Origin of the sequence: Serratia sp. BNK-23 (genome assembly GCF_047456145.1) — a bacterium.
Taxonomy (GTDB): Bacteria; Pseudomonadota; Gammaproteobacteria; order Enterobacterales; family Enterobacteriaceae; genus Serratia; species Serratia nematodiphila.
This window is the reverse complement of sequence record NZ_CP179900.1, coordinates 4,071,120-4,087,836: the sequence shown is the minus strand read 5'-3', so window position 1 is coordinate 4,087,836 and position 16,717 is coordinate 4,071,120. Positions and strand designations below refer to the sequence as shown.

General features: G+C 55.7%; 12 protein-coding genes, 2 tRNA genes and 2 rRNA genes. 11 read left to right on the top strand and 5 right to left on the bottom strand.

Annotated elements, in window-relative coordinates; all coding sequences use genetic code 11:
- Positions 1–2: 2 nt before the first annotated feature.
- The 4 genes from ACMGF9_RS19490 (at position 3) to dkgB (ending at position 4,312) form a co-directional block, all read left to right on the top strand.
- Positions 3–2,909: ribosomal RNA gene (locus ACMGF9_RS19490) — 23S ribosomal RNA — on the top strand.
- Positions 2,910–3,007: 98 nt separating this feature from the next.
- Positions 3,008–3,123: ribosomal RNA gene (gene rrf, locus ACMGF9_RS19485) — 5S ribosomal RNA — on the top strand.
- Between the two features lie 94 nt (positions 3,124–3,217).
- A tRNA-Asp gene (locus ACMGF9_RS19480) sits at positions 3,218–3,294 on the top strand.
- 214 nt (positions 3,295–3,508) lie between these two features.
- A complete protein-coding gene (gene dkgB, locus ACMGF9_RS19475) occupies positions 3,509–4,312 on the top strand; it encodes a 2,5-didehydrogluconate reductase DkgB (protein WP_076740200.1) in 804 nt (267 codons plus the stop codon).
- 47 nt (positions 4,313–4,359) lie between these two features.
- Here dkgB and yafC read toward each other — a convergent pair whose 3' ends face one another.
- A complete protein-coding gene (yafC, locus tag ACMGF9_RS19470) occupies positions 4,360–5,247 on the bottom strand; it encodes a DNA-binding transcriptional regulator YafC (RefSeq protein ID WP_004930183.1) in 888 nt (295 codons plus the stop codon).
- A gap of 105 nt (positions 5,248–5,352) precedes the next feature.
- Between yafC and ACMGF9_RS19465 the strand changes: the two genes are divergently transcribed.
- Both ACMGF9_RS19465 and ACMGF9_RS19460 read left to right on the top strand, forming a co-directional pair.
- The gene (locus ACMGF9_RS19465) at positions 5,353–6,528 is read left to right on the top strand and encodes an MFS transporter (RefSeq protein ID WP_118892429.1); all 1,176 of its coding nucleotides are present in this window, start codon (positions 5,353–5,355) and stop codon (positions 6,526–6,528) included.
- A 242-nt stretch (positions 6,529–6,770) separates the two neighbouring features.
- On the top strand, positions 6,771–7,565 hold the full coding sequence (locus ACMGF9_RS19460; RefSeq protein WP_025160092.1) for an endonuclease/exonuclease/phosphatase family protein: 795 nt from the start codon (positions 6,771–6,773) through the stop codon (positions 7,563–7,565).
- A gap of 52 nt (positions 7,566–7,617) precedes the next feature.
- On the opposite strand, the gene mltD is transcribed toward ACMGF9_RS19460, so the two are convergent.
- Together mltD and gloB are read right to left on the bottom strand one after the other, a co-directional pair.
- Positions 7,618–9,000, bottom strand: coding sequence for a murein transglycosylase D (mltD, locus tag ACMGF9_RS19455; RefSeq protein WP_004930188.1), 1,383 nt, complete (start codon positions 8,998–9,000; stop codon positions 7,618–7,620).
- Positions 9,001–9,071: 71 nt separating this feature from the next.
- On the bottom strand, positions 9,072–9,827 hold the full coding sequence (gene gloB, locus ACMGF9_RS19450; RefSeq protein ID WP_118892428.1) for a hydroxyacylglutathione hydrolase: 756 nt from the start codon (positions 9,825–9,827) through the stop codon (positions 9,072–9,074).
- A gap of 44 nt (positions 9,828–9,871) precedes the next feature.
- Between gloB and ACMGF9_RS19445 the strand changes: the two genes are divergently transcribed.
- Positions 9,872–10,591, top strand: a complete 720-nt coding sequence (locus ACMGF9_RS19445) for a class I SAM-dependent methyltransferase (protein WP_004930191.1) — start codon at positions 9,872–9,874, stop codon at positions 10,589–10,591.
- On the opposite strand, the gene rnhA is transcribed toward ACMGF9_RS19445, so the two are convergent.
- Positions 10,588–11,055: a ribonuclease HI gene (gene rnhA, locus ACMGF9_RS19440; RefSeq protein ID WP_004930193.1), complete on the bottom strand. Its 468-nt coding sequence runs from the start codon at positions 11,053–11,055 to the stop codon at positions 10,588–10,590. The genes ACMGF9_RS19445 and rnhA overlap by 4 nt on opposite strands.
- A 72-nt stretch (positions 11,056–11,127) precedes the next feature.
- Here rnhA and dnaQ point away from each other — a divergent pair, with 72 nt between their 5' ends.
- Together dnaQ and ACMGF9_RS19430 are read left to right on the top strand one after the other, a co-directional pair.
- Positions 11,128–11,871, top strand: a complete 744-nt coding sequence (dnaQ, locus tag ACMGF9_RS19435; RefSeq protein WP_004930195.1) for a DNA polymerase III subunit epsilon — start codon at positions 11,128–11,130, stop codon at positions 11,869–11,871.
- Positions 11,872–12,015: 144 nt separating this feature from the next.
- Positions 12,016–12,092: transfer RNA gene (locus tag ACMGF9_RS19430), tRNA-Asp, on the top strand.
- A gap of 105 nt (positions 12,093–12,197) precedes the next feature.
- On the opposite strand, the gene ACMGF9_RS19425 is transcribed toward ACMGF9_RS19430, so the two are convergent.
- Positions 12,198–14,438, bottom strand: a complete 2,241-nt coding sequence (locus ACMGF9_RS19425; RefSeq protein ID WP_021505018.1) for a TonB-dependent siderophore receptor — start codon at positions 14,436–14,438, stop codon at positions 12,198–12,200.
- 234 nt (positions 14,439–14,672) lie between these two features.
- Here ACMGF9_RS19425 and ACMGF9_RS19420 point away from each other — a divergent pair, with 234 nt between their 5' ends.
- Both ACMGF9_RS19420 and ACMGF9_RS19415 read left to right on the top strand, forming a co-directional pair.
- Positions 14,673–15,551 (top strand): siderophore-interacting protein, encoded by an 879-nt coding sequence (locus ACMGF9_RS19420; protein WP_015376718.1) that lies wholly within the window; start codon positions 14,673–14,675, stop codon positions 15,549–15,551.
- 136 nt (positions 15,552–15,687) lie between these two features.
- A complete protein-coding gene (locus tag ACMGF9_RS19415) occupies positions 15,688–16,527 on the top strand; it encodes a MurR/RpiR family transcriptional regulator (protein WP_015376719.1) in 840 nt (279 codons plus the stop codon).
- The last annotated feature ends 190 nt before the right edge of the window (positions 16,528–16,717 follow it).

Here is a 16,717-nt window from a genome sequence, read left to right as displayed (position 1 = left end):
GAGGTTAAGTGACTAAGCGTACACGGTGGATGCCTAGGCAGTCAGAGGCGATGAAGGGCGTGCTAATCTGCGAAAAGCGTCGGTAAGGTGATATGAACCGTTATAACCGGCGATACCCGAATGGGGAAACCCAGTGTGTTTCGACACACTATCATGTCATGAATACATAGTGGCATGAGGCGAACCGGGGGAACTGAAACATCTAAGTACCCCGAGGAAAAGAAATCAACCGAGATTCCCCCAGTAGCGGCGAGCGAACGGGGAGGAGCCCAGAACCTGAATCGGCTTGTGTGTTAGTGGAAGCGTCTGGAAAGTCGCGCAGCAAAGGGTGATAGCCCCGTACACTAAAATGCACAGGTCGTGAGTTCGATGAGTAGGGCGGGACACGTGACATCCTGTCTGAATATGGGGGGACCATCCTCCAAGGCTAAATACTCCTGACTGACCGATAGTGAACCAGTACCGTGAGGGAAAGGCGAAAAGAACCCCGGCGAGGGGAGTGAAATAGAACCTGAAACCGTGTACGTACAAGCAGTGGGAGCACCTTCGTGGTGTGACTGCGTACCTTTTGTATAATGGGTCAGCGACTTATATTTTGTAGCAAGGTTAACCGTATAGGGGAGCCGTAGGGAAACCGAGTCTTAACTGGGCGATTAGTTGCAAGGTATAGACCCGAAACCCGGTGATCTAGCCATGGGCAGGTTGAAGGTTGGGTAACACTAACTGGAGGACCGAACCGACTAATGTTGAAAAATTAGCGGATGACTTGTGGCTGGGGGTGAAAGGCCAATCAAACCGGGAGATAGCTGGTTCTCCCCGAAAGCTATTTAGGTAGCGCCTCGTGAACTCATCTTCGGGGGTAGAGCACTGTTTCGGCTAGGGGGCCATCCCGGCTTACCAAACCGATGCAAACTCCGAATACCGAAGAATGTTATCACGGGAGACACACGGCGGGTGCTAACGTCCGTCGTGAAGAGGGAAACAACCCAGACCGCCAGCTAAGGTCCCAAAGTCATGGTTAAGTGGGAAACGATGTGGGAAGGCATAGACAGCCAGGATGTTGGCTTAGAAGCAGCCATCATTTAAAGAAAGCGTAATAGCTCACTGGTCGAGTCGGCCTGCGCGGAAGATGTAACGGGGCTAAACCATGCACCGAAGCTGCGGCAGCGACGCTTAGCGTTGTTGGGTAGGGGAGCGTTCTGTAAGCCGTTGAAGGTGGCCTGTGAGGGTTGCTGGAGGTATCAGAAGTGCGAATGCTGACATAAGTAACGATAAAGCGGGTGAAAAGCCCGCTCGCCGGAAGACCAAGGGTTCCTGTCCAACGTTAATCGGGGCAGGGTGAGTCGACCCCTAAGGCGAGGCTGAAAAGCGTAGTCGATGGGAAACAGGTTAATATTCCTGTACTTGGTGTTACTGCGAAGGGGGGACGGAGAAGGCTAGGCTAGCCGGGCGACGGTTGTCCCGGTTTAAGCGTGTAGGGGGTGTGACCTGGTAAATCCGGTTGCATACTAACCCTGAGGCGTGATGACGATGCACTACGGTGCAGAAGTAGTTGATGCCCTGCTTCCAGGAAAATCCTCTAAGCTCCAGGTAACATTAAATCGTACCCCAAACCGACACAGGTGGTCAGGTAGAGAATACCAAGGCGCTTGAGAGAACTCGGGTGAAGGAACTAGGCAAAATGGTGCCGTAACTTCGGGAGAAGGCACGCTGGCATGTAGGTGAAGTCCCTTGCGGATGGAGCTGAAGCCAGTCGAAGATACCAGCTGGCTGCAACTGTTTAATAAAAACACAGCACTGTGCAAACACGAAAGTGGACGTATACGGTGTGACGCCTGCCCGGTGCTGGAAGGTTAATTGATGGGGTCAGCCGCAAGGCGAAGCTCTTGATCGAAGCCCCAGTAAACGGCGGCCGTAACTATAACGGTCCTAAGGTAGCGAAATTCCTTGTCGGGTAAGTTCCGACCTGCACGAATGGCGTAATGATGGCCAGGCTGTCTCCACCCGAGACTCAGTGAAATTGAACTCGCTGTGAAGATGCAGTGTACCCGCGGCAAGACGGAAAGACCCCGTGAACCTTTACTATAGCTTGACACTGAACATTGAGCCTTGATGTGTAGGATAGGTGGGAGGCTTTGAAGCGTGGACGCCAGTCTGCGTGGAGCCATCCTTGAAATACCACCCTTTAATGTTTGATGTTCTAACTCGGCCCCGTGATCCGGGGTGAGGACAGTGTCTGGTGGGTAGTTTGACTGGGGCGGTCTCCTCCCAAAGAGTAACGGAGGAGCACGAAGGTTAGCTAATCACGGTCGGACATCGTGAGGTTAGTGCAAAGGCATAAGCTAGCTTGACTGCGAGAGTGACGGCTCGAGCAGGTACGAAAGTAGGTCTTAGTGATCCGGTGGTTCTGAATGGAAGGGCCATCGCTCAACGGATAAAAGGTACTCCGGGGATAACAGGCTGATACCGCCCAAGAGTTCATATCGACGGCGGTGTTTGGCACCTCGATGTCGGCTCATCACATCCTGGGGCTGAAGTAGGTCCCAAGGGTATGGCTGTTCGCCATTTAAAGTGGTACGCGAGCTGGGTTTAGAACGTCGTGAGACAGTTCGGTCCCTATCTGCCGTGGGCGTTGGAAGATTGAGAGGGGTTGCTCCTAGTACGAGAGGACCGGAGTGAACGCACCACTGGTGTTCGGGTTGTCATGCCAATGGCATTGCCCGGTAGCTAAGTGCGGAAAAGATAAGCGCTGAAAGCATCTAAGCGCGAAACTTGCCTCAAGATGAGTCTTCCCTGGACCTTTAAGGTCCCTGAAGGAACGTTTAAGACTAAGACGTTGATAGGCTGGGTGTGTAAGTGCAGCGATGCATTGAGCTAACCAGTACTAATGATCCGTGAGGCTTAACCTTACAACACCGAAGGTGTTTTTAGAGAGATTTTCAGCGAAGTTCCGAGATTGGTTCTGATGGCGACACGAGAGTGAAGCGGTTGGAATAAAACGAATTTGCCTGGCGGCAATAGCGCGGTGGTCCCACCTGACCCCATGCCGAACTCAGAAGTGAAACGCCGTAGCGCCGATGGTAGTGTGGGGTCTCCCCATGCGAGAGTAGGACACTGCCAGGCATCAAATAAACGTTATCAGTGTGACGACTGGTAATGCGCAAGTCGCAGAGCGCGATATTGCCGGTATCGAAAGATACAACGTAAAAGAATCGGTGGAGCGGTAGTTCAGTTGGTTAGAATACCTGCCTGTCACGCAGGGGGTCGCGGGTTCGAGCCCCGTCCGTTCCGCCACTTAATTGATAAGCCCTGAGTTTCGACTCAGGGCTTTTTCATATCTGTATTTTGCGCTTTTCAGTCTGGAATTGTTCCTCTTTACCGCCTCGCCTTTCTCCATATTATTGCCTTTAGATCAAAAGTCTTATGCCGAACTAGGCGTTTTTGATCAATAAAAAAGTTGCCATAATCTTCCTCATACCACATCTACCTGTTAATGAGAGAAAACATTATGAGCATCCCTGCATTTGGTTTAGGTACTTTCCGCCTTCAGGATCAGGTTGTTATCGATTCTGTCAGCACTGCACTTGAGCTGGGCTATCGCACTATCGACACCGCGCAGATCTATGAAAACGAAGCGGCTGTTGGCCAGGCTATCGCTGCCAGCGGCGTGAAACGTGAAGACCTGTTCATCACCACCAAGATTTGGATCGCGAATCTGGCGAAAGGCACACTGATCCCAAGCCTGCAAGAAAGCTTGAAAAAACTGCAAACCTCCTACGTTGATCTGACACTGATCCACTGGCCGTCACCCAACGACGAAGTGCCAGTTGCCGAATTTATGGCTGAGTTGCTGGAAGCGAAAAAGCTGGGGCTGACTCGCCAAATTGGCGTATCTAACTTCACCATCGACTTGATGCAGCAAGCGATTGACGCGATTGGCGCCGATGAAATCGCCACCAACCAAATCGAGCTGTCACCGTTCTTGCAGAACCGCAAGGTGGTAGAATTCGCGCAGCAGCACGGCATCGCCATCACCTCTTACATGACGTTGGCCTATGGCAAAGCGCTGCAGGATGAAACGATTAAAAGCATCGCCGCTCGTCACAATGCAACTCCAGCACAGGTTGTCCTGGCTTGGGCATTGAAGCTGGGCTATGCAGTTATTCCTTCCTCGACCAAGCGAGAAAACCTGGCGAGCAACCTGTTGGCGCAGCAACTGGCGCTGACCGACGAAGATATGGCGCAGATCGCCGTACTGGAGTGCAACGGCCGTCTGGTTAGCCCGGAAGGCCTGGCGCCAAACTGGGATTAATCTTTCCTCGCAGTGGTCAGCATAAGGCGTCCATCAGGGCGCCTTTTTTATCGTTTCAGGTATTCACTCACAAAATCAATAAAGCTGCGCAGACGGTTGCTGACGGCGCTGTCGCTGTAATAAACCGCGTTGATCGGCATGGCGACCGGCAGTGTCGCTTCCACCAGAATCGGAACCAAATCTCCACGTTTGATATCTTCGTCGCTCATAAAGTCCGACAGGCAGGCGATACCGTTGCCATGCAGACAGAGATGGCGCTGGGTTTCTCCACTATTAGTGGTCAAGCCGGGGGTGATTTCCAACTGGCTGCCATCTGAACAAGCCAGTGGCCAGCGGTTCAAACTGGGCAGGTCGTTGAAGCCGATGCAGCAGTGATGTGCAAGATCTTCTACCGTTAGCGGCGTGCCGTGCTGCGCCAGATAGGCGGGGGAGGCGAGCACATGCCGGTAGCTGGTCATCAGTTTGCGCGCTTTCAGCGTGGAATCGGTCAGCTCTCCTACGCGGATCGCAATATCCACTTTTCGCTCGATCAAATTGATAAAGTTTTCCGAAGACACCAGCGATAACGACATTTCAGGATAACGTTCGCGGAACTCCGCCACTAAAGGCGTCAGCATGTGCAGCACCACCGGCGTTGCCGCGTCGACGCGCAGCAGGCCTTGCGGGCGTTGACGGCTTTCCATCAGCGCATTTTCTGCCGCGGCCATATCGTTCAGTACCTTCTGCACCTGGCGAAAGTAATTCTCTCCTTCCTGAGTCAGGCTGATTTGGCGCGTGGTGCGGTTGAGCAGCGTAACGCCCAGTTTGCTTTCCAGTTTTTTCACCGTTCGGCTAACCACGGAATTCGCTTGTTCCAGGCGTTCAGCCGCCCGGCTGAAACTGCCGCTTTCCACGACGGTGACAAAGGTGATCAGCTCGTCTGAGTTTGCTTTCATTTTTGCTCCAATGGCAAAGTTAATTTGAAATTTTGAGCATTTTTATCATTTAAGCATAGGCCGATAATAGCCGTCATCAACTTGAATGCTATTTCGGAGTAAAAAATGCCACTCGCATTACTTGCCTTAACCATCAGCGCTTTTGCTATCGGCACGACCGAGTTCGTGATTGTCGGGTTGATTCCGACTATCGCGGAGCAGTTGGGAGTGACCGTACCGTCCGCTGGGTTGCTGGTGACTATCTATGCCCTCGGCGTGGCCATCGGCGCGCCGGTGCTGACGGCCCTGACCAGCCGCATACCGCGCAAACTGTTGCTGGTTGGCCTGATGGTGCTGTTCACTCTCGGCAACCTGCTGGCCTGGCAGTCACCCAGTTATGAATCGCTGGTAGTGGCTCGGTTGTTGACCGGCCTGGCGCACGGCGTGTTCTTCTCTATCGGTTCCACTATCGCCACTAGCCTGGTGGCGAAAGAGAAGGCGGCCTCCGCCATCGCCATCATGTTTGGTGGCCTGACGGTGGCGCTGGTGACCGGCGTACCGCTGGGGACGTTCATCGGCCAGCAGTTTGGCTGGCGTGAGACCTTCCTGGCCGTTTCTCTGATTGGCGCTGTCGCCACGCTGGCCAGCATTATTTTGGTGCCGAGCAATATCAAGAACCAGGGCAGCGCCGGCGTGCGGGAACAGCTGAAAGTGCTGACTCATCCTCGTCTGCTGCTGATTTACGCGATTACCGCATTGGGATACGGCGGGGTCTTCACGACCTTTACCTTCCTTGCGCCGATGATGCAGGAACTGGCCGGCTTCTCTGCTCCGACCGTGAGCTGGATACTGTTGGCTTATGGCGTCGCGGTGGCGGTGGGTAACATCTGGGGAGGCAAGCTGGCCGATCGTCATGGGGCCGTGCGTGCGTTGAGCTTTATCTTTGCCGCGCTGGCCGTTTTGTTGCTGGTGTTCCAGTTTACCGCCAGCCACAGTATTGCCGCTTTGCTGACGGTGATTGTGATGGGCGTGTTCGCTTTCGGCAACGTGCCGGGGCTGCAGGTGTATGTGGTGCAGAAAGCCGCGCAATACACGCCAAATGCGGTGGATGTGGCGTCCGGTCTCAACATCGCGGCGTTCAACATCGGCATTGCGCTCGGCTCGGTGATAGGCGGCCAGACTGTTGCCTCACTGGGGCTGGCGCAGACCCCCTGGATTGGCGCGCTGATCGTGGTGGTTGCATTGTTGCTGGTTAGCCTCAGTGGCCGCCTGGATAAAAAGTCTCAGCTGCGAACGGCTTAATTCGTAAAACCCTTGCTGCCTGGCCCGCATTTTGCGGGCCTTTTCGCATTTTTCACCTATTATCCCTCACCTTTACACAGCTATACCGTCAGAAGATTGAAATCGCTGCAGGCGGCCCCTATAACTGAAAAGGTGATTGCCCGCAAAAGCCATGCCCTCTATGCAGGGTAGGCGTATAATCAATTCATCGTTGGCGAGTGTTCATCGCCAGTTTTCATGTTAATGGGTAATAGGCGAATCGCGTGCCGAAACGAACTTATGCAATGAGGTATGTTGCAGGTCAGCCAGTTGAGCGAATCTTTCCTGGCGCCGTTAACCAGCCGTTGCCGCCAGGGGCGGCGCTGCCGACGACCGGCGCCTTGCGCGTTATGGTGTGGAATATTTTCAAACAGCAGCGAGCCGACTGGCTTTCGGTGCTGAAAAACCATGGCAAAGACGCGCAGCTGGTATTGTTGCAAGAGGCGCAAACCACGCCAGAGTTGGTGAGCTACGCTACCGCCAACTATCTGGCGGCCGATCAGGTGCCGGCCTTTGTGCTACCGCAGCACCCTTCCGGCGTGATGACGCTGGCGGCCGCTCATCCTGTTTACTGTTGCCCGCTGCGCGAGCGAGAGCCGCTGCTGCGGCTGTCCAAGTCGGCCCTGATCACCGTTTATCCGCTGTACAACGGCGAGCTGTTGATGGTGGTAAACATCCATGCGGTGAACTTTAGCCTGGGCGTCGACGTCTACAGCAAGCAGTTGGGGCCGATAGGCGAACAGATCGCCAGTCACCGGGGGCCGGTGATTATGGCGGGGGATTTCAACGCCTGGAGCCGCAAGCGCATCAATGCGCTGTATGACTTTGCCGGAGAGATGGCGCTGCGCGAGGTGAGCTTCACCGACGACCATCGCCGCAAGGCCTTCGGGCGTCCACTGGATTTCGTATTTTACCGCAATCTGGGGGTGGTGGAGGCGTCGGTGCTGGTGACCAGCGCGTCGGATCACAACCCGCTGTTGGTGGAGTTTCATCCGGAGAAAGACTCGCCGGTATGGTGAATCGCAGCTAATAAAAAAGCACCCCGAAGGGTGCTTTTTTTGTGCCGAACATTTAAGTATCCGGTGTTAGCTTGTTGCCGACAAACAGGGTCAGCTTCAGACCTGGCTGCAGGTTGCCTTTGGCGAGCGTTGAATTCCAACGCATCACGTCGTTAATATCGACGCCGTGACGACGTGCGATACTGGCGAGCGAATCACCTTTACGAACCTGGTAGGTGATACTGCTGTTACTGCCAGTATTGCTGGCCACTTGCAGGGTTTGCCCAACTTTTATGGCGCTCTTGGCGCGTAAGTTGTTCCAACTCTGCAAATCGCTGGTTTTAACGTTCAGCCGCTTGGCAATGCCCGATAAGGTGTCGCCGGAGCGCACTTTATACGAACTGCCACCGGTCAAACCGCTGTTCTTCGCCAACTGCGTCGTTGGCTGAGTCACGGCGATCTGGCCATCGGCCAGTGAGTCTTTCAGTTGCTCGGCATGTCCTTTGGGAACCATGATGTAATGGGGCCCGTTGGGTGCCGTAACGCCTTTTTTGTAGCCTGGGTTATACGCTTTCATCTTGGTGACTGAAAGCCCTGCCATCTCAGCCGCCTGAGTCAGCTGGATCTGCTGTCCGACATCGATACGCGCCAGCGCACGGGTTTCATCCGTTTTCGGGAGTTTCACGCCGTACTTCTTGCTGTTCTTGATGATGTCGCTCAGCGCCAGCATTTTCGGGACATAGATTGACGTTTCACGCGGAAGCGACAATGCCCAGAAATTGGTTGGCTTACCCTGGCGTTTGTTTGCCTTCACCGCTTGCATCACGCGGCCTTCACCACTGTTATAGGCGGCTACGGTCAGTAACCAGTCGCCGTTAAACATGCGGTTCAAGCGCTGCATCATGTTAAGCGCAGCGGTTGTCGAGGCGACGACATCGCGTCGGCCGTCATACCACTGATTGTTTTTCAAACCATAATTGCGACCCGTTTGCGGCACGATTTGCCATAGCCCTGCGGCGTTGGCACTTGACGTGGCGTGTGGGTCAAAAGCGCTCTCCACTATGGGTAGCAGTACCAGTTCCATCGGCATATTACGTTTCTTAATCTGCCCGACTATCCAGTACATGTACGGCTCTGCCCGTAATGTTACATCGTGGAGATAGCTCTTACTTTTTAAGTACTTTCTTTTCTGATCACGGATCCGGGAATTTTCCGGAACCTCCATCTTCAGCTCGTCGCTAATGAAGTTCCACAGGTCCTGTTGCGCGGCGGGACTGTTGTTATCCAACCACCGCGCCGAGCTCGCTCGGCCATTTGCTGTGTACTCTCCTGCTTCACCATCTTGACCAGCCGAAGACAAACTCTGTGCATGCTGTTCTGGCGCCGGTGCGTCCTGCCTGGACGACTGGCAACCCACTAGCAAGACTGAGGCGAGAAATATCGCTTTAGCCTTCATGTGTGTGTCAATGTAGTTGCTTAAAAGACGAGCAATAATACTTTGCTTCGCCAAATAACACAACTAAAAGCTTAGAAGTTATCTTTCCGCAGGCGTAATTCGGAAAAAACTGAATGAAGGCTTTTCGGTGGTGAATTAAAGCCTAATTTCTTTTGTAAATCAGTGTCATGGCAACGTAAAAACAGGTTAATTTTGCGCTCTAATTGCAATGTAGTCGGCACGCTGGCTTGGCCTTTTGCCCTTAACGCTTCAACATGTTGTTGATATGTTTCAATCTCTCGATCTTCCGGCAAAATAGCCCGCGCAAACTTAAGATTTGAAAGAGTATATTCATGCGCGCAGCAAATTAAGGTGTTATCGGGAAGTTGCGCGAGTTGTTGAAATGAGTTGTACATTTGTTTGGCGGTGCCTTCAAACAGCCTGCCGCAGCCGGCGGAGAAAATGGTGTCGCCGCAGAACAGATAAGGGGCACTATAGAATGCCACATGGCCCAGCGTATGGCCGGGAACGGCGATAGTCCTGTATTGGCGGCCATCGATATCAAAGGTGTCGCCGTCATGGACGATGTGGTTGGCGCCTTTGTCCGCGGTTTCCTGCGGCCCATAGACGGCCAGGCCGGGGTACTGCGCGACAATCTGCGCCACGCCGCCGACGTGATCGTGATGATGGTGGGTCAGCAGGATCGCCGCCGGCGCCAGCTGCAGGCGCTGCAACGCTTCAAGTACCGGCTGCGCTTCACCCGGATCGACGATAATGCAGCGCCCCTGTCGGTCATCCAATAACCAAATGTAATTGTCCTGGAAGGCGGGAATGCTGATAAGATTCATGGTGTACCTCTCGTTGGCAACGGCTTGAAAGAAGATAATAAATCATGAAACCAGCCCATACTCTACAAAAGCTCACCGGCCCGCAGTCCTGGGCTGAGCTGCCGTGGGGGGAGTACTATCGTGAAGCGCTCGAGCGGCAGTTGCAACCCTGGTGGCCCAAGCTGTTCGGTTTCCATCTGCTGAAGATGGGCATGCTCAGCGCCGAGCTGGCCACGGATAAATGCGCAATCTCCCATCAGGTTAACGTAGGGTTGGAGGGGGAAGGGCTGCAGGTGGTCGCCGACGCTTATCAACTGCCGTTTGCCGCCAAGTCGGTAGATGCCTGCCTGTTGGCACATACGCTGTCCTATGCGGACGATCCGCACCGCATGCTGCGTGAGGTGGACAGGGTGTTGATCGATGACGGCTGGTTGGTCATCAGCAGTTTCAATCCGTTCAGCCTGCTGGGGTTGGGCAAGCTGGCGCCCGGGTTGCGTCGTCGCCAGCCCTATGTCAGCCGCATGTTTACCCAGATGCGGCTGCTGGATTGGCTCAGCCTGCTGAATTACGAGGTGTTGCACCAGGCGCGTTTTCACGTACTGCCGTGGCACCGCAAGGGCGGCAAATTTTTATGCACCCATTTGCCGGCGCTGGGCTGCATGAGCGTGATTGTGGCGCGTAAGCGCACCTTGCCGCTGACGCCCACGCCGATGAAACTGGGGGCGAGAAAGCCGTCTCTCAGCCGCGCGGTGGGCGCGACCAAGAGCTATCGCAAGCTGCCTTAGGCTTCCGGTTGGTAACCGACGTCTTCCTGCGTCGGTTTACCGGCCGCTTCGCGCGCCAGCACGTCACAACGTTCGTTCTCCGGATGGCCGGCGTGGCCCTTGACCCATTCCCACTTCACCTCGTGGCGCTGAATGGCCTGATCCAGCCGCTGCCACAGATCGACATTTTTGACCGGTTTTTTGTCGGCAGTTTTCCAACCGCGTTTCTTCCAGTTATGGATCCAGCTGGTGATGCCCTGGCGCACGTACTGGCTGTCGGTGCTGAGCGTCACGGCGCAGGGCACGGTCAGCGCTTCCAGCGCCACGATCGCCGCCATCATTTCCATGCGGTTATTGGTGGTCAGACGGAATCCTTCGCTGAAGGTTTTTTCCGTCTGCTTATAGCGTAGTATCGCGCCGTAGCCACCGGGGCCGGGGTTGCCAAGGCAGGAGCCGTCGGTGAAAATTTCTACCTGTTTGAGCATCTCTGGTAGACTCTTCCTATCAGTTTTATAAAAGCCAAGTCTGACATAAACGAGCGCTGTGAGCACTGCAATATGATCTCTACAACCACCAGACAGATTGTCCTCGATACCGAAACCACCGGTATGAACAAGCTTGGGGTGCACTACGAAGGGCACCGCATCATCGAAATCGGTGCGGTGGAGGTGATTAACCGCCGCCTGACCGGGCGCAACTTCCACGTATACATCAAGCCGGATCGGCTGGTGGATCCGGAAGCCTACGGCGTACACGGCATCAGCGACGACTTCCTGGCCGACAAGCCGACCTTCGATCAGGTTGCCGAGGAATTCCTCGACTTTATCCGCGGCGGCGAGCTGGTGATCCATAACGCGGCGTTCGATATCGGCTTTATGGATCACGAATTCCGCATGTTGCAGCAGGGCATCCCGAAGACCGAGACCTTCTGCACCATCACCGACAGCCTGTTGATGGCGCGTCGCCTGTTCCCGGGCAAGCGCAACAACCTCGATGCCTTGTGCAGCCGTTATGAGATAGACAACAGCAAGCGTACGCTGCACGGCGCATTGCTCGATGCCGAGATCCTGGCGGAAGTTTATCTGGCGATGACCGGCGGTCAGACCTCGATAGCGTTCCAGATGGAGGGGGATACCCAGCAAAATGACGCCGCGCAAGAGATACAACGCATTGTCCGCCCGGCGACGGCGATGAAAGTGGTCTACGCCAGCGACGAAGAAGTGAAGGCGCATGAGGCGCGTCTGGATCTGGTGGCGAAGAAGGGCGGTAGCTGCCTGTGGCGCGGGGCGCCGGCGGAATAACGGCGTTTTTGCGTGAAAAAACCTCACTGGATGAATCTTCGTTGAAAAACTGTGCAAACGGTTCATTTGCGGAGAAAAAGGCGTTGACGGAACCGAGAGGCGTCCGTAATATGCGCCTCGTTCCCCCGCAAGAGGGAATGGCGCGGAGCGGTAGTTCAGTTGGTTAGAATACCTGCCTGTCACGCAGGGGGTCGCGGGTTCGAGCCCCGTCCGTTCCGCCACTATTCAGAAGCCCTGAGTTAGCGATAACTCAGGGCTTCGTCGTTTCCGTTCTCTGAAAAACGGCGTGGCCCAATGAACGGGGCCGGCAGACCGGCCCCTTATCCTCAGAATAACACCGAATAGTTCAAGCCGAAGGTGCGTCCGCGGCCTTTATAGCTGTACAGCTCAGGCGATCCGTAGGTCGGGCTGTACAGGATCGGCGCGCGTTGGCCCCAAACGGTGGTGTATTCCTTGTCCAGCAAGTTTTCCACGCTGAAGCTGATTTTCCCTACCGGTAGGGTATAGCTGCCGAGGAAATCGAGGGTGTTGTAGCCATCGATTTTGCGGCCCTGGGTGGAATTGGCCTTGGTGTAATCGCCATCGTCCGACACGTCGAAGGTTTGCTGCGACTGTAAACGCAGATTCCAGTCGCCCGGCGCCCAGCCGACATAAGCGGTGACTTTCGATGGGCTGGCGGTATCGACTACCAGCTTCTTCCATTCGCCGTTGACCTTGGTTTCGGATCGGATAACGTTGAAGTTGGTGCCGGCGCTCCAGTCGCTGTCTTCAAAGAAGTAGTCCACCGCCCCTTCCAGCCCATAGATGCGGCGCTTATCCGCATTGACATTAATGGTCATGTCGGTTTTGTTGATGGCGATGCTCTTGTCGGACAGCGAGTAGTAGGCGGCGATTTGCGTGCGCAGATTATCGCCGGTATAGCGCCAGCCCAGCTCGTAGGCATTGACCTTGATGCCTTCCAGCTTGGAATCGCCGACGTTAACGCTCTTCAGCAACTGGTAATGTCCGCCGTTCAACGCGTAGGTGCCGTTACCGTAATATTTGCCCGGATCCGGGATCTCAAAGCCCTGAGAGAAGTTGAACCAGGTTTGCTGGCGCTCGGTCAGATGTGCCAGCAGGCCGGCATTGAACAGCGCGTTGTTGTAGTCGGTTTTCCCGCCTGGTATAGCGTCGGCGGACGTCGCGGCGCCGGTGGCGATTGCCTGCTGCTGGTTATAACCGACGAAGTCATCAATCTTGTTTTCGGTGTACTGATAACGCACGCCGCCGCTCAGGGTGAAGATCGGGTTGATGTCGTAGCTGGCCTGCAGGAACGACGCCAGGTTGCTGGTGGTATAGCTCGGGTAGCGGCCGGTGCTGTAAGCGTTCTCCAGCGTCATGCCGCCCGACTGCTGAGCCTTAGCCAGGTTGAAGAACTGCTGGTTGGCGTTGAAGCTTTCATGCTCGGCGTCAATGCCGTAAGTCAGCGTCAGTGCATCGACAGGTTTGCTGTTTAACGTCAGCTTGCCACCGTAGAAATCGGTTTTTTGCTGCGAAGCGCCAATGCTGCTGACGTAATAGTTCGGTGCTTTGCCCGCGAGCGTCGGGAACGGGTAGAAGGTCAACGTTTCGTCGCGGTAGTAGACCTGCGCCACCAGATCCTGGCCGAGGAAATCTGTGTTGGAATATTGCAGGTTGATCAGGTGGCGCTCGGTGCCGGGGATGCGGTCGGAATTTAAGTTACCGCTGTTATATGCCTTGGCGTTGCCGGTCACCGCCGCAAAGTTCTCTCCCAGGAACAGGCCGTGATCGCCGTCGGATTGGCTTTTGTAGTATTGGGTGGTCAGCTGCAGCTGTTGATGATCGTCGATGTTGAGGGTGCCGGTGCCCATCACGTCGAGGCGATCGGAATACTGCAGGCCGGTTTGGGTATTGTCGATCAATACCTCATTGCCTTTGCCGTCATACCAGCCGCCATAGCGCTGGTAAGAAACGGACAGGCGCCCAGAGGCGTTGTCGTTGCCGCCGCTGACCGCCGCCGCCACGTTCTCGTCGTGATCGTTATGGCCGCCAAAGCCGGTTTTACCGCCGACCTGCAACTCGACCTGCTGTTCCTGTTGTCCTTTTTTGGTGACGATATTGATCAGGCCGCCGGTGCTGCCGCCGCCGTACAGCGAGGTCGCGCCGGAAATCACCTCGATATGATCGATATTGAATGGATCGATCGAATCCAACTGGCGGCTGTCGCTGCGCGATGAATTCAGGCGCACGCCGTCAATCATCACCATCATTGAGCGGCCGCGCATATTCATACCATAGTTGGTGCGGCCCTGGCCGCTGACGTCCATGCCGGGGATCAGCTGCGCCAACATGTCCTTGATCTCTTTGCCGCCCTGAACCTGCTGTTCGATCTCCTGGCTTTCGATCACCCAGGTGGTTTGCGCCATTTCCGCCGTGCTGCGGTGTGAACGGCTGGCGGAGACCACCATCTGCTCTTCGGCGCCGGCTTTCTGACCTTCTGCCCAAGCCGTCGGCGCAAGCATCGCCAGCAGACAAGGATTCAAAACCCAAAGGTGTTTGCGTTTCATCGTTATTTATTTCCCAGGTGATATTGTTATTGCGTTATTTTTGAGAATGATTCTTTTATCAATAACGTTTCTTGTTATCAATAAAATCATGATATGATTTTTTGCGATACATTAACGTAATTAATTAGTTTTATTAACATTTTACCCGCTGCGCGATCGAGCAACCCACACCGTCAACACGGCAGCCGATCGGCCATAGGTGCAAGCGACAGCCGTTGCCGGAGAAACGAGAACATGTCCGCCAGCTACAGAATTTTTGATATCACCTTGAAAAGCAAAACGCTGATTTCACCTTCGCTGGTGCGCTGCGTGTTTGAAGGTGCGGATATTCATCGGATGAAGTTGGAAGCGCCGGATCAGCGCATCAAACTGCTGTTCCCGGCGGCGGACGGCCAGATCCCGCAGTTGGCCAATAGCCCGGACTGGTATGGCGATTACATGGCGATCCCCAAAGAGCGGCGCCCGGTGATGCGCACTTATACGCTGCGTGCGCTGCGCCGTGAGCAGAATCAGATGGACGTCGAGTTCGTGCTGCATGGCGTGAACGGCCCGGCCTCCGCCTGGGCGACTCACGCCGAGCCGGGTGATGCCATTCAGACCGTCGCCCCCAACGCTGACTTCGACGGCGACAGCGGCGGCTACGAATGGGCGCCGCCGGCGCAGTTGCAGCAGGCGCTGTTGATCGCCGATGAAACGGCCGTGCCGGCGGCGATGGGCATTCTGGAGCAATTGGCGCAGCAGACCAATCCGCCGCGCGTGCAGGCATTCTTCGAAGTGCCGCAGGCGGGGGATTGCCTGGATTTGACCCGCTTCCCGTTCGCCGAGGTTTACTGGCTGCCGCGCGATGTGGGCCGCCAGTTGGCGCATGGCACGTTGTTGGCGGAAGCGGTGCGCCAGCGGGTGGATATTCCCGCTTCGGCGTGCGCGCAAGCGCAGTCTTTGGCGGAAAGCAGCCTGAGCGATGAGGTGTTGTGGGAGCGGGCGGCGGGCGGCAGCGCTTTCTATGCCTGGGTGGCGGCCGAGTCTTCGGCGGTGAAAACCCTGCGGCGTTATCTGATCGGCGAACGCGATCTGGACCGCGCTACCGTTAACTTTATGGCCTATTGGTGCTGAATGCGCCGCCCTTTTCCGGCGACGCTGCCGGAGAGGGGCTGGCCGCGGTTATTTCCCATCAACGAATAATCGCTTGCCAGCGGGTAGTTCGGCCGTGCTATGTTCCGCTGAAACAAAGGTTACAGCGAGAACGATAATGCAACGGTTCGACGAACGTCTGCGCCGCGACTACCCACAGCTGACCCCGCAGGAGCAGCGGGTGGCCGACTTCATCTTCGATCACTATGACGATTTGATCGGCTACAACAGCGCCGAGCTGGCGCGCCTGAGCGGCGTTTCCAAAGCCACGGTCAGCCGCTTGTTCAAACGGCTGGGCTACCCCAACTACCGCGCCATGCGCGATGAGCTGCGCACCCTGCGCCAGAGCGGCATGCCGCTGACCGATAGCCGCGATGCGGTGCAGGGCGATACGCTGTTGGCGCGGCACTATAAGCAGGAAATGGCCAATCTCACCCGTTGGGTAAAGCAGATCGATGCCGAACAGTTCAGTGCGACCATCGCCGCGCTGGCGCGGGCGCGCGGCGTGATGCTGTTGGGGCTGCGCAACAGCTATCCGGTGGCGATGCACCTGCGTCAGCAACTGATGCAGGTGCGTGAACAGGTGCTGCTGGCGCCGCAGCCGGGGCAGACGCTGGCGGAAGATCTGGCGGGGCTGACACCGCAGGACATGGCGGTGGTGGTGGCGTTCCGCCGCCGGCCGCGCCAGATAAAGGCGGTGTTGACGCTGTTGCAAAGCCGCGGGGTGCCGACGCTGCTGATCTGCGAACCGCAGGCGCAGGCGCTGTTTTCGTTGGCCAGCTGGCAGTTGACCGTGCCGCTCGACAGCGTGTCGGCCTTCGACAGCTATGCCGCCGCCATGAGCCTGGCCAGTTTGCTCAGCAATGCGTTGCTGCATGAGAGGCTGGCGCAGGGGCGACAGCGCATTCATCACGTCGCTGAACTGTTCCAGACGCTGGACGAACTGGAGCTGCGTTAAGCACGGCAGATCATATTCCTTCCTTCCCCCTCCGCCGTTTAAGGCGGATCGGTCACCTCATTTTGTTACTTTTGTTTCATTAATTGATCATAAGAATCTTTTGTTTCAACTGAATCCCTATCGGGAGTAGGCTGTTGGGCAGCAAACAAACGTCATGTCGACGCTGAAGGCATAACTCAATAACTTACTA

Bases quoted from the DNA above. Each gene is read 5' to 3' on its own strand.
- dkgB (WP_076740200.1), top strand. From the start codon at position 3,509: ATGAGCATCCCTGCATTTGGTTTAGGTACTTTCCGCCTTCAGGATCAG.
- yafC (WP_004930183.1), bottom strand. From the start codon at position 5,247: ATGAAAGCAAACTCAGACGAGCTGATCACCTTTGTCACCGTCGTGGAA.
- ACMGF9_RS19465 (WP_118892429.1), top strand. From the start codon at position 5,353: ATGCCACTCGCATTACTTGCCTTAACCATCAGCGCTTTTGCTATCGGC.
- mltD (WP_004930188.1), bottom strand. From the start codon at position 9,000: ATGAAGGCTAAAGCGATATTTCTCGCCTCAGTCTTGCTAGTGGGTTGC.
- gloB (WP_118892428.1), bottom strand. From the start codon at position 9,827: ATGAATCTTATCAGCATTCCCGCCTTCCAGGACAATTACATTTGGTTA.
- ACMGF9_RS19445 (WP_004930191.1), top strand. From the start codon at position 9,872: ATGAAACCAGCCCATACTCTACAAAAGCTCACCGGCCCGCAGTCCTGG.
- rnhA (WP_004930193.1), bottom strand. From the start codon at position 11,055: ATGCTCAAACAGGTAGAAATTTTCACCGACGGCTCCTGCCTTGGCAAC.
- dnaQ (WP_004930195.1), top strand. From the start codon at position 11,128: ATGATCTCTACAACCACCAGACAGATTGTCCTCGATACCGAAACCACC.
- ACMGF9_RS19425 (WP_021505018.1), bottom strand. From the start codon at position 14,438: ATGAAACGCAAACACCTTTGGGTTTTGAATCCTTGTCTGCTGGCGATG.
- ACMGF9_RS19420 (WP_015376718.1), top strand. From the start codon at position 14,673: ATGTCCGCCAGCTACAGAATTTTTGATATCACCTTGAAAAGCAAAACG.
- ACMGF9_RS19415 (WP_015376719.1), top strand. From the start codon at position 15,688: ATGCAACGGTTCGACGAACGTCTGCGCCGCGACTACCCACAGCTGACC.